The 12,562-nt window shown below is 70.7% G+C and carries 9 protein-coding genes; 4 read left to right on the top strand and 5 right to left on the bottom strand.

The features are described 5' to 3' along the window. Nucleotides 1–62 precede the first annotated feature (62 nt). The 3 genes from acs to pedF all read right to left on the bottom strand — a co-directional run bounded on the left by acs (nt 63) and on the right by pedF (nt 3,508). Complete coding sequence (gene acs, locus L1081_RS30390; RefSeq protein WP_489417198.1) at nt 63–2,057, bottom strand: acetate--CoA ligase; 1,995 nt, start codon at nt 2,055–2,057, stop codon at nt 63–65. A gap of 91 nt (nt 2,058–2,148) precedes the next feature. Continuing rightward, the gene (locus L1081_RS30385) at nt 2,149–3,003 is read right to left on the bottom strand and encodes a substrate-binding periplasmic protein (protein WP_489417197.1); all 855 of its coding nucleotides are present in this window, start codon (nt 3,001–3,003) and stop codon (nt 2,149–2,151) included. A gap of 10 nt (nt 3,004–3,013) precedes the next feature. After that, nucleotides 3,014–3,508 (bottom strand): cytochrome c-550 PedF, encoded by a 495-nt coding sequence (gene pedF, locus L1081_RS30380; RefSeq protein WP_489417196.1) that lies wholly within the window; start codon nt 3,506–3,508, stop codon nt 3,014–3,016. Between the two features lie 279 nt (nt 3,509–3,787). On the opposite strand from pedF, the gene L1081_RS30375 reads away from it, so the two are divergent. From L1081_RS30375 to L1081_RS30360, 4 genes are all read left to right on the top strand, one after another. After that, nucleotides 3,788–5,896, top strand: a complete 2,109-nt coding sequence (locus tag L1081_RS30375; RefSeq protein ID WP_489417195.1) for a sigma 54-interacting transcriptional regulator — start codon at nt 3,788–3,790, stop codon at nt 5,894–5,896. A gap of 232 nt (nt 5,897–6,128) precedes the next feature. Next, nucleotides 6,129–7,061 (top strand): pyrroloquinoline quinone biosynthesis protein PqqB, encoded by a 933-nt coding sequence (gene pqqB / locus L1081_RS30370; protein WP_489417194.1) that lies wholly within the window; start codon nt 6,129–6,131, stop codon nt 7,059–7,061. Then, nucleotides 7,061–9,157 carry a 4Fe-4S binding protein gene (locus L1081_RS30365; protein WP_489417193.1) on the top strand — a complete coding sequence of 699 codons (2,097 nt, stop codon included), beginning with the start codon at nt 7,061–7,063 and terminating at the stop codon, nt 9,155–9,157. The genes pqqB and L1081_RS30365 overlap by 1 nt, the downstream gene beginning before the upstream one ends. Further along, nucleotides 9,154–10,146, top strand: coding sequence for an FAD:protein FMN transferase (locus L1081_RS30360; protein ID WP_489417192.1), 993 nt, complete (start codon nt 9,154–9,156; stop codon nt 10,144–10,146). Before L1081_RS30365 ends, L1081_RS30360 begins: the two co-directional genes overlap by 4 nt. Before the next feature lie 25 nt (nt 10,147–10,171). On the opposite strand, the gene L1081_RS30355 is transcribed toward L1081_RS30360, so the two are convergent. Further along, a complete protein-coding gene (locus tag L1081_RS30355) occupies nt 10,172–10,516 on the bottom strand; it encodes a high-potential iron-sulfur protein (protein ID WP_489417191.1) in 345 nt (114 codons plus the stop codon). A gap of 10 nt (nt 10,517–10,526) precedes the next feature. After that, nucleotides 10,527–12,320 (bottom strand): PQQ-dependent dehydrogenase, methanol/ethanol family, encoded by a 1,794-nt coding sequence (locus tag L1081_RS30350; protein ID WP_489417190.1) that lies wholly within the window; start codon nt 12,318–12,320, stop codon nt 10,527–10,529. Nucleotides 12,321–12,562: the final 242 nt, after the last annotated feature.

Genomic DNA, 12,562 nt, shown 5'->3' with positions numbered 1-12,562 from the left:
TTCTCGGCGCCTGCAGATGCTGCCGCATCACCAGTTTGAGTGATGCCGGCCGATGCCTCGGCTCAGTTCCTCTGCGCCAGCTGTTCCAGAATCGCCGGATTTTCCAGCGTGGAGATGTCCTGCGTGATGGCCTCGCCCTTGGCGATGCTGCGCAGCAGGCGCCGCATGATCTTGCCGCTGCGCGTCTTGGGCAGGTTGTCGCCGAAGCGGATGTCCTTGGGCTTGGCGATCGGGCCGATCTCCTTGGCCACCCAGGCGCGCAGCTCGTTGGCGATCTGCCTGGCCTCCTCGCCGCTCGGGCGCGAGCGCTTGAGCACCACGAAGGCGCACACCGCCTCGCCCGTCACGTCGTCCGGCCGCCCCACCACCGCCGCCTCGGCCACCAGGTCGGTCTTGGACACCAGCGCCGATTCGATCTCCATCGTCCCCAGCCGGTGGCCCGAGACGTTGAGCACGTCGTCGATGCGCCCGGTGATGCGGAAGTAGCCGCGGTCTTCGCTGCGCACCGCGCCGTCGCCGGCCAGGTAGATGGTGCCGCCCATCTCCTCGGGGAAGTAGCTCTTCCTGAAGCGCTCGGGGTCGTTCCAGATGGTGCGGATCATCGAGGGCCAGGGCCGCTTGATGACCAGCATGCCGCCCGCGCCGTTGGGCAGGTCCTTGCCGGTCTCGTCCACGATGGCCGCCGCGATGCCCGGCAGCGCCAGCGTGCACGAGCCCGGCACCAGCGGCGTGGCGCCCGGCAGCGGCGTGATCACGTGGCCGCCGGTCTCGGTCTGCCAGAAGGTGTCGACGATCGGACATTTCTCATGGCCGATATTGCGGTGGTACCACATCCACGCTTCGGGGTTGATGGGCTCGCCGACCGAGCCGAGGATGCGCAGGCTGTCCAGGTTCCAGTTCTTCGGGTGCACTTTCTCGTCCGATTCGGCGGCCTTGATGAGCGAGCGGATGGCGGTGGGGGCGGTGTAGAAGACGCTGACCTGGTGGCGCTCGATCATCTGCCAGAAGCGCCCGGCGTGCGGGAAGGTGGGGATGCCCTCGAACACGACCTGGGTGGCGCCGGCGGCCAGCGGCCCGTAGGCCACGTAGGTGTGGCCGGTGATCCAGCCGATGTCGGCGGTGCACCAGAAGACGTCCTCGGGCCGGATGTCGAAGGTCCAGTCCATGGTGAGCCGGGCCCACAGCAGGTAGCCGCCGGTGGCGTGCTGCACGCCCTTGGGCTTGCCGGTGGAGCCGGAGGTGTAGAGGATGAAGAGGGGGTGCTCGGCGTTGACGGGCACGGGCGGACACTCGGTGCTCTGGCCGGCCAGCGCCTCGGCGAAGGTCTTGTCGCGGCCTTCGACGCGGCTCCAGGCGCTGGGGGTGCGCTCGTAGACGAAGACGGTCTGGATCGATTCGCAGCCGCCGAGCGCGATGCCGTCGTCGACGATGGCCTTGAGCGGCAGCTCCTTGCCGCCGCGCAGCTGGTAGTTGGCGGTGATGACGGCCACGGCGCCGGCGTCGATGATGCGCTCCTGCAGGGCCTTGGCGGAGAAGCCGCCGAACACCACGCTGTGGGTGGCGCCGATGCGCGCGCACGCCTGCATGGCGACCACGCCCTCGATGGTCATGGGCATGTAGATGATGACGCGGTCGCCCTTCTCGATGCCAGCGGCCTTCAGGGCGTTGGCGAACTGGCTCACGCGGGCGAGCAGCTCCTTGTAGCTGACGCGGGTGACGGCGCCGTCGTCGGCCTCGAAGACGATGGCGGTCTTGTGTTCGACGGGGGTGCCGATGTGGCGGTCCAGGCAGTTGGCGCTGGCGTTGAGCTCGCCGTCGCCGAACCATTGGTAGAAGGGGGCGTTGGATTCGTCGAGGGTGCGGCTGAAGGGCTTGGTCCAGCTCAGGTTCTCGCGCGCCAGGCGGCTCCAGAAACCTTCGAAGTCCTGTTCGGCCTCCTGGCACAGGGCCTCGTAGGCGGCCATGCCGGCAATGCGGGCGCCGGCGCTGGCGCGGGCGTCGGGGGGGAACACGCGGTTCTCGACCAGGACGGATTCGATGGAAGGGGGCATGTTCATGGGGTCTTCGGACGCGCGGTCCGCCGTGGATCGTTGGTGTGGTTGTGGATGTGCACCGGAATGCGCCGGATCGCTGCCAGTGCGCGCCGGTTCACGGCGCCTGCCAGGCGACGTTCCCGCCCTCGAACATCGTGCGCAGCCGACCGCCCTGGACAAGGGCATTGACACCGGCCTGCAGCGCCTGGGCCAGGTCGGTCGCGTCCTTCCTGACCGCCATGCCCACGGCCCAGCCGTTGCGCTGGATGCGCGGCGAGGGCAGCGGCGCGATGGCAAAGCGCGCGTCGCCGCGCAGCACCGACTCGATCTCGGATGCGAGCCCCGCGGCGGCGGCCACCTCGCCGCGCTGCAGCGCGCGCGCAGCCTCGGTGCCGTCCTTCGGCTGGGTGTCGAGCTGGTTGCGGTAGGCGCCGTTGTCGGCGCCGATCATGAGCCAGCCCGCGAGCGTCTTGCCGGACACGGCCACCTTCGCATCGCCGAGCGCCGAGAGCGTGTCCAGCTGCGGCAGGCGGTCGAGCCGCCGCGCGAGCACCACGCGCTCCCGGTAGTACGGCGCGAAGATCAGGGCCTGCGGCGTCTCGTCCATCAGCGGGCGGTCGACCGGAACGTGCAGCAGCACGTCGGCCGGGCCGAAGCCCAGGTAGTGGCCGCGCCACACCATGTGGCGCAGGTCGTCGCCCATGTTCTCGTCGGCCTGGAACGGCAGCAGCGAGAGCTTCAGGTCCAGCGCGCCGGCCAGCGCGCGCGCCAGCTCGACGTCGATGCCCTCGCCGGCCAGGTGGAACGGCGGCATGTCCTGGTAGATCGCCACGCTCAGCGTGCCGCGTGCGCGGATCCGGTCGAGCGCGCCCGCATGCGCCTTGCCCGCAAGCGCGGCCACGCCGGCGGCCGCGGCCCACTGCAGGCAGGCGCGGCGCGACAGCCGCGAGGAAGAAGGAAGGGTGTGCATGGCAGCCGTCTCACATCGGCTTGTCGCGCCGCGTTTCCAGGTAGGACTTGATCGCCCAGATCGCCTCCTGGTTCATCGTTCCTTCGAACGGCGGCATGTAGACGGCACCGTTGCGCGTGCGGCCGCGCCGCACGGTGGTGAGATAGAAGTCGTCGATCTCCTTCACGCAGGCCGCCTTGCGCGCCGCGTCCTTGACGGAGGCGCAATCGTTGTCGAGCTTGCGCAGGTCGGGCGCGATGCCGCCGGAGATGGCGTCGATGCCATGGCAGCGCGCGCAGTTCTGGTTGTAGGCCGATGCGCCGATCGTGACGGCCCCGCCGTTGCCGCGGAACGGGTTCTCGGCGCGCCACTGCTCGCCCAGCTTCGGCAGCGAGGACGTGTCCACGGCCTGCGGCGTGACGTCGCCGTGGGCCCGGGCAGCGCCGGAAAGGGCCATGCCCAGCATCGCCGCGGCCAGCGCGGCGCGGGCCAGCGGCCGCGGGGTTCGTGGATCGGGATTCATCATGTCGGGTCTCCGTTGTGGTGATGGGGGAACCCGCACAAATTTGCAATCGCTGTGCCAAGGGCCATTGCTGCAAGCGGGAACACAAATTGCCTTCCCTGTATCGGCCCGGCCCTTGAACAGTGCCCACAAGGGCCGTTGCTGTGGCATCCTTGCCGCCGCAGCGCCGGGACGGAACACCTGGCCCACGACGGGTGTTCCAAAATGAAGCGACCAGTGAACAGCATTCGAACTGGCCAGAGACAAGTCGCCCGCAAAGAAAAGCGGGACAGGAGACAGCAGATGGTTGATGCCTTTCATGCCCTCGCCAGCCCTCCCCATGGCTGGACCCCGCCGTCGGCGCTGGCCGTCTCGCCCCCCCGGGCCGGCCGCAGCGAGCTGATCCAGCAGTGGCACGAGCGCTGCGCCGCACTGGGCCTGTCGCGCGTGGAGCGGCCGGACTTCGATCCGCTGCGGCGCAGCGACCTCGCGGTGGCGCGCGAGCGCAACCAGCGGCTGTTCACGCATGCGGCGCCGGTGATGGAGATGCTGCTCGAGCAGATCGTCGACACCGACAGCATGATCGTGCTGGCCGACACCACCGGCACCATCCTGCACTCCGTGGGCGACGACCGGTTCCTGCAGCGCGCCAACAAGGTGGCGCTCACGCCAGGGGTGAGCTGGGCCGAGCATTCCAAGGGCACGAACGCCATCGGCACCACGCTGGTCGAGGAGACGCCGACAGTCGTGCATGGCGGCGAGCACTTCATCCACGCCAACAACTTCCTCACCTGCTCGGCCGCGCCGATCTTCGACCCCCGCGGCGAGATGCTGGGCGTGCTCGACGTCACCGGCGACCAGCGCTCCTATCACCAGCACACCATGGGCCTGGTGCGCATGTCGGCGCGCATGATCGAGAACCAGTGGTTGTCGGACGACTACGGCAACCGCCTGCGGCTGCACTTCCACGGCCGCGCGGAGTTCATCGGCACGCTGCTCGAAGGGATCATCGTGGTGGGCGTCGACGGCAAGATCCTGGGCGCCAACCGCAGCGCGCTGGACCAGCTCGACATGAGCATCGCCGCGCTGCGCATGCAGAGCCTGCCGAGCCTGTTCGGCATCACGGCCTCGGCCGTGTTCGACCATTTCCGCACGCCGCTGCCCGCGCCGATGATGCTGCACGCGGCCAGCGGGCAGCAGTTCCATGTCAGCGCCCGCTTCAACGGGCCGCAGCGCGCGGTGGTGCTGGACATGCCCGTGACCTCGGTGGAAGCGCGCATGCCCGCGCCCGCCCACGATGCCGCCGCCGCGCGGCCGCCCTGTCCTTCGGCGCAGGCCCCCTTCTCCGGCCTGCGCTACCTCGACACCGGCGACGCGCAGATTGCCGCCACGCTGCAGAAGGTGCGGCGCGTCATCAACCGCGACATTCCGCTGCTCATCCTCGGTGAGACCGGCACGGGCAAGGAACTGCTCGCGCGCGCTGTGCACCAGGACTCGAACCGCGCCCGGCAGCCCTTCGTGGCGGTCAATTGCGCCTCCATTCCCGAATCGCTGATCGAGGCCGAGCTGTTCGGCCACGAGGAAGGCGCCTTCACCGGCGCGCGCCGCAAGGGCGCGGTCGGGCGCATCGTGCAGGCCAACGGCGGCACGCTGTTCCTGGACGAGATCGGCGACATGCCGCTGCCGCTGCAGGCGCGGCTGCTGCGGGTGCTGCAGGAACGCAACGTCACGCCGCTGGGCAGCCTCAAGTCGATCCCGGTGGACATCGCCGTCATCGGCGCCACGCACCGCAACCTGCGCGAGATGATCGAGGCGGGCACCTTCCGCGAAGACCTGTACTACCGCCTCAACGGCCTGGTGGTGCGGCTGCCGGCTCTGCGCGAGCGCAGCGACCTCGACGTGGTGGCGCGGCGCATCCTGCTGGCCGAATGCCCGCAGGACACGCCCGGGATCGAGGCCTCGGTGCTGGCTCTTTTCAAGGCCTATGCGTGGCCGGGCAACCTGCGCCAGCTCGCCAATGTGCTGCGCACCGCCGCCGTGATGGGCGCGGGCGAAAGCCACATCTGCGAGCATCACTTGTCGGACGACTTCCTGGAGGACGTGCGGCGCGTGCGTTCCCCGGCTGCGCCCGCCGCGCAAGCGTCGGCGCCCCCTCCCATCGCCCAGGCCCCCGCTGCGGCGCCGACGGCGTACGCCGCCGCTGCGCTCGCGCCCGCGCCCTTATCCACGCAAGACGCCGAGCCATCGCCCGCTGCCGCCCCGTGCGCCCCGCGCACGCTCGGGGAAGCCGAGATCGACATGATCCGCAGTGCCCTCGCGGCGGCCGACGGCAACATCTCCGTCGCCTCCAAGCGCCTGGGCATCAGCCGCAACACCATCTATCGCAAGTTGCGCTGGAACAAGGCCGACTGACACAGGCCATGTGAGGGCCGGGGGAAACCCTGTGCCAGCGCCGCACGGCGCTGTACCAACCTGGAACAGTTCGGGCGGGCGCCGCTTTTTTCGAGCCGTCTTCCGAGGGCAATCCCGAACTTCCGGCACGCTGCGCGCAGCGCGCCGGCCGGGCATGCGACTTGCGCAATGCCGCCGTACAGCCCACACAAGGAGACTTCATGCAACGGCCGGCCCCCGTGTTCGAGGATTCATGAAAGTCCTGGTCCTCGGCTCCGGCGCGGGCGGTGGTTTTCCTCAATGGAACTGCAACTGCCGGCTGTGCGCGGGCCAGCGCCATGGCGTGCTCGATGCCTGCGCGCGCACGCAAAGCTCGATCGCCGTCTCCGCCGACGGCGAATCGTGGGTGCTGCTCAACGCCTCGCCCGACATCGGCCAGCAGATCCGCAGCCACCCCCAGCTGCATCCGCGCCACGGCGTGCGCGACACGCCGATCAAGGCGGTGGTGCTGATGGACGCGCAGATCGACCACGTCGCCGGGCTGCTCGGCCTGCGCGAAGGGCCCCGCATCGACCTCTATGCCACGCCCTGCGTGTTCGAGGACCTGACCACCTCCTTCCCCGTGCTCGGCGTGCTGGAGCACTACTGCGGCACGCGCTGGCACATGCTGGCGGTGGCCGGCACCCAGACCCGCGTCGACTTCGGCGTCGCCGGCTTTCCCTCGCTGCGCTTCACCGCGGTGGCCATTCCCGGCAAGGCGCCGCCCTATTCGCCGCACCGCCGCGGACAGGCGGTGGGCGACAACATCGCGCTGCTGATCGAGGACCTGCAGGGCGGCCAGCGCCTCTTCTATGCGCCCGGCCTGGCCGAGGTCGGTGCCGAGGAACTGCGCTGGATGCACGATGCCGACTGCCTGCTGCTCGACGGCACCTTCTGGACCGAGGACGAGATGCGCCACGCCGGCCTGGGCAGCAGGACCGCCAGCGACATGGGCCACCTGCCGCAAACCGGCACCGGCCCGCGCGCCGGCATGATGGACGCGCTGCTGGCCACGCCCGCGCAGCGCAAGGTGCTGATCCACATCAACAACAGCAACCCGATCCTCGACGCCGCGAGCGCACAGCGCCAGGAGCTTGAGCGCCATGGCATCGAGGTGGCCTACGACGGCATGGAGATCTCGCTGTGATGCGGTGGCAGCGCCTGCTGCCGGCGCTGCTGCTGGCGGGCCTGGCGCTGGCGGCGCAGGCGGGCGTGATGACGCGCGCCGCGCTGCAGCAGCATTTCCCGCCGCCGTGGACGGTGGGCGAGAAGGACGCACAACTGCCGGTCTGGCCGATCTTCAAGCAGGACATGACCAGCCCGGTGCTGGCAGGCTACGTCTTCGAGTCGATCGACCTGGCGCCGATCCCCGGCTTCTCGGGCACGCCGATCAACCTGCTGGTGGCGCTGGATGCCAAGGGCACGTTCCTCGACGTGCGCGTGCTGTCGCACCACGAGCCGGTGTTCCTCGAGGGGCTGGGCGAGGGGCCGCTGCTGCGCTTCGCCGAGCAGTACAAGGGCCTGTCGCTGCGGCAGAACCTCAAGATCGGCTCCAACGCCAACCGCGGCGAGCAGCACGGCAGCGCCAACGCCTACATCGACGGGGTCGCGAAGGCCACCGCATCGGTGCGCATCCTCCACCAGAGCCTGCTGGCGTCCGCGCTGCGGGTGGCGCGCGCGCGGCTCGGCTTTGCCGCCGGCAGCGACCCGGCCCTGCTGGCGCGCGTGCGGCGCGACGGCTTCCGGCCGATGGACTGGGACGCGCTGTTGCAGGCCGGGCTGGTGCAGCGCGTGCGGCTCTCGCGCGGCCAGGTGGAACGGGCCTTCGCGGACACCGGCCTGGAGGAGGCGGAGGGCACCGGCGAGGCTTCCGGAGAGACGTTCAGCGAGCTGTACCTGGCCTACCTGAACGTCCCGGCCGTGGGCCGCAACCTGTTGTCGGAAGCGGGCTGGCAGCACCTGATCGGCCGCATCGACGAGGGCGACCATGCGCTGCTGGCGATCGCCACCGGCCGCTACACCTTCGTGGGCGACGGCTTCGTGCGCGGCGCGGTGCCGGACCGCCTGACGCTCAGGCAGGGCGACCTGCCGCTGGAGCTGCGCGACCTCGACCTGGACGATCCGCTGCGACTGCCGGCCGCGCTGCGGCATGCCGATGCCAAGGTCTTCCGCGTCATCGGGCCGGCGGGCCTGGACCCGGCCAGGCCGCTGGACTTTGCACTGCGTGTGACGCGCCAGAAGGGCATGCTCTACGGCGAGCGGGTGAGCCGCGACTTCGCCCTGCCCTACAGGCTGCCGCCCGACCAGGTGATCGCGCCACAGATCGAGGCCCGGGGCTGGCTGGCGGTGTGGCATGCGCGCGCCTGGGAGCTGGCGGTGCTCGCGGGCGCGCTGGCGCTGCTGGCGGTGGTGCTGGCGCGGCCGCGCTGGATCGTCGCCACGCCCGCGCGGCTGGCGCGCTTTCGCACCGGCTACCTGGTCTTCACGCTGGTCTTCATCGGCTGGTTCGCGCAGGGCCAGCTCTCGATCGTCCACGTCACCGCGGCGATCCAGGCGCTGGCGGCCGGCCGCTCGCTGGCCTTCCTGCTGTACGACCCGATGAGCGTGGCGCTGTGGGCCTTCGTCGCGCTCACGCTGGCGGTTTGGGGACGCGGCACCTTCTGCGGCTGGCTCTGCCCCTTCGGCGCGCTGCAGGAGCTGGCGGCGCAGCTCGCGCGGCGCGCCGGCCTGAGCAAGCGCCTGCGGCCGCACCGCGACGTCGATGCGCGGCTCAAGCGGCTCAAGTACGCGGTGCTGGCGGCCATCCTCGCGCTGTCGGCGGTCTCGCCGGCCTGGACCGACCGGGCGGTGGAGATCGAGCCCTTCAAGACCGCGATCACGCTGAACTTCGTGCGCGCCTGGCCCTTCGTGGCCTGGGCGGGCGGCCTGGTGCTGCTGAACCTGGTGCTCTACAAGGGCTTCTGCCGCTACCTGTGCCCGCTAGGCGCGGGGCTCAGGCTGCTCGGGCATGCGCGGCTGCTGAAGTGGATTCCGCGCCGCGCCGAATGCGGCACGCCCTGCCAGACCTGCCGGCACCGCTGCGAGTACCAGGCGATCAAGCCCGACGGCGCGATCGTCTACGGCGAGTGCTTCCAGTGCCTGGACTGCGTGGCCATCCATGACAGCCCGCAGCGCTGCGCGCCGCTGATCGCGCGCGGGCGGCAGCGGGTGATCCCGGTGCGCGCAGCGGGGAGCACGGCATGAGGCGGCGCCAGCTGCTGCGCCTGTCGCTCGGCCTGGGTGCGCTGGCCGGCAGCGGCGCCCTGGCGCCGGCCGTCACCGCGCTGCACTGGAGCCGGCGCGACCTGCTGGGCTTCGGTACCGCGCTGAGCCTGCAGGCCGGGCACGAGCGCCAGGCGGTGGTGGAACGCGCGCTGGACGACGGCGTCGCCCTGCTGCGCCGCATCGAGGCGCAGATGAACCTGTTCGATCCCGCCAGCGCGCTGTCGCGGCTGAACCGCGACGGCCGGCTGGCCTCGCCGCCGCAGGAGCTGCTGGCGGTGCTGCGCATCGCGCACGAGGTGTCGCGCGAGAGCCGCGGCGCCTTCGACGTGACGGTGCAGCCGCTGTGGGAGGCGTTCGCCGCCGCGCAGCGCGAAGGCCGCCTGCCGGACGCGCAGGAAGTGGCGGCCGCGCGCGCGCGGGTCGACTGGCGCGCGCTGGACGTGCGGCACCGGCTGGTGCGCTTCGACGCGCCGGGCATGGCCGCCACGCTCAACGGCATCGCACAGGGCTATGCGGCGGACCGCGTGCGCGAGGTGCTGGCGGCGTGCGGCATCCGCCACGCGCTGGTCAACGCCGGCGAGTTCGCGCCGCTCGGGCTGCGCGGCGGCACGCAAGCCTGGTCGTTCGGCATCGCCGACCCGCATGCCGAATCCGCGCTGATCGCGCGGCTGCTGGCCGACGGGCGCTGCGTGGCCACCTCGGCCGACAGCCAGGCCTTCTTCAGCGCCGACCGCCGGCACCACCACATCGTCGATCCGCACACCGGCTACTCGCCGCCGGCGCTGTCGGCCGTGACGGTCGTGGCCGCCAGCGGCGCGCTGGCCGATGCGCTCACCAAGGTGTTCTTCGTCGCCGGCCCCGCGCAGGCGCGGCAGGTCGCACGCCAGTGGCAGGTCGATGCGCTGTGGGTCGACAAGGCCGGGCGCTGGGAGGCCACGCCCGGCCTGCGGATCGCGCAGGCCGGGTAGCCGCCTGTGCCCTAGCGCGGACCACTCAGGCAGGCTTGGGCGCCCACGCCATGCACCAGCCCTTGGCCGCGATCTGCTTGCGGCCGAACATCGCGCAGCCCGCCCAGGCATCGGTGGGCGTGCCCTGCCACATCGCGCAGTTCACGCACTCCTGCGTGGCCGCGTGGCGCGGGTACTTCTTCTTGTCGACGCTCTTCGTGTCGTGCCTGTAGCCCAGCTGCACCGAAGTCTCGTCGCCTTCCTCGGCGCGCGGCGGCGCGGCCAGCACGCGCACCGGCAGCGCCGCCAGCAGGCAGGCGCCACCGGCCGCGCGGCCGACGAAGTCCCGGCGGGAGGCGCCGCGGCCTCCCTCGCTCTTGCGATCCGTCATGCCGCCTCCTTCAGTTGGACGCCACGCGGGCCTCGCCCGCCCGGGCGGTGCGCGCGCTGCCGGTGGAAGGGATCTTGAAGACCCACACCATGCCGCCCTGCTCCAGCAGGTTGACCTTCTTGGCCACCTCGCCGCCCCACAGCGGCACCGCGCCGCCCCAGCCCGAGACCACGGCCACGTACTGCTCGCCGCCCTGCTGCCAGGTGACCGGCGGCGCGACCACGCCCGAGCCGGTCTGGAACTCCCACAGCACCTTGCCGGTCTTGGCGTCGGCCGCCTTCAGGTAGCCCTCGGGCGTGCCCCAGAACACCAGGTTGCCGCCGGTGGTGAGCACGCCGCCCCACAGCGGCGCGCCGTTCTTGATCTCCCAGGCGATCTTGCCGGACTTGGGATCGATCGCGCGCAGCGCGCCGATGTAGTCCTCGTTGAGCGGCTTGATGGTGAAGCCCGAGCCGAGGTAGGCCGCGCCCTTCTTGTAGGCCACGGGTTCGTTCCAGATGTCCATGCCCCATTCGTTCGCGGGCACGTAGAACATCTTCGTGTCGGGGCTGTAGGCCATCGGCATCTGGTTCTTGCCGCCCAGGAAGCCCGGCGCCGCGAAGACCGAGTTGCCCTTCTTGCCGTCGCCGCCCGCGACCGGATCGCCCGGGCGGTTCTCGGGCACGAAGTTCGGGCGGCCGGTCTTCAGGTCGATGCCGTCGGCCCAGGTCGTCTTCCTCACGAACGGGAAGGCGTTGAGCAGCTGGCCGGTGGCGGCATCGTTCACATAGAAGTAGCCGTTGCGGTCGGCCTTGCCGCCCACGCGCCGGCCGTCCATGTCGAAGGTGACGAACTCGTTCACGCCGTCGAAGTCCCAGCTGTCGCTGGGCGTGTTCTGGTAGTGCCACTTGATCTGGCCGGTCTTCACGTCGATGGCCACGGTCGAGCACGAGAACAGGTTGTCGCCCTTGCGCAGGTGGCTGTTCCACGGCGCCGGGTTGCCGGTGCCGAAGTAGGCCAGGCCGGTCTTGGGATCGAAGGTGCCGCCCAGCCAGGTGGCGGCGCCGCCGGTCTTCCAGAGGTCGCCCGGCCAGCTCTTGTTGACGGTGCCCGAGATGCCCGCCTCCTTCTTGTTGCCGTCGTTGTCGTAGGTGTAGCCCATGTGGCCTTCCACCGTGGGGCGCGACCACACCATGCTGCCCGTGCGGGCGTCGCGCGCCTCGACCCGGCCGACGACGCCGAACTCGCCGCCCGACACCCCGGTGAGGATCAGGCCGTTGGCGATGATCGGCGCCGCGGTGGCCGAGTAGCCGGCCGCGTAGTCGTCGATCTTCTCCTTCCAGACCACGTCGCCGGTGTTCTGGTCGAGCGCCACCAGCTGCGCGTCGAGCGTGGCGAAGATGACCAGGTTGTCGTACAGCGCCGCGCCGCGGTTGACCACGTCGCAGCAGGGCATGATGCCCTCGGGCAGGCGGTGCTCGTACTTCCACAGCTTCTTGCCGGTGGTGGCGTCGAGGGCGTAGATGCGCGAATACGAGGCGGTGACGAACATCTTGCCCTTGTGGATCACGGGCTGCGCCTCCTGGCCGCGCTGCTTCTCCCCGCCGAAGGAGAAAGCCCATGCCGGCGCGAGCCGGGACACGGTGCCGGTGTTGACCTGCTTCAGCGGCGAGTAGCGCTGGCCCTGGGTATTGACCCCCCAGGTCAGCACGCTGCCGTTCGCCGTGGCTTCGGACTGGATCATCTTGTCGGTGACTTGCGCGCTGGCGCTGCCGGCTGCGGCCAGGCCGATGGCCATGAGCGCGTTCAAGAGCTTCAATTGCATGTGGTGTCTCCTCGTGGGTGTGGATAGCGGCTCGGGCGTGCCACGCGGGCATGCCTTCACGGGAGTCAAGGGCAATCTCCATGCCACGCGCGATGCGGCCTTGCAGGCGCTCTTTCGCGCATCGCAGCGGCCGGCGGCCACGGGTTTTCCCGCTGCATTGCTACAAGGTCGAACAGCGCGCGGGCCGCCACCGTTGCATCCCGGCGCAATGACCGCCGGAAGGCTCCGGCCGTGCAACGGGT

It is taken from the genome of Variovorax sp. MSC1_012 (assembly GCF_023667525.1).
Taxonomy (GTDB): Bacteria; Pseudomonadota; Gammaproteobacteria; order Burkholderiales; family Burkholderiaceae_C; genus Variovorax; species Variovorax beijingensis_B.
Note: the sequence above shows the minus strand (reverse complement) of the source record. Positions and strands in the feature narration are given on the sequence as shown.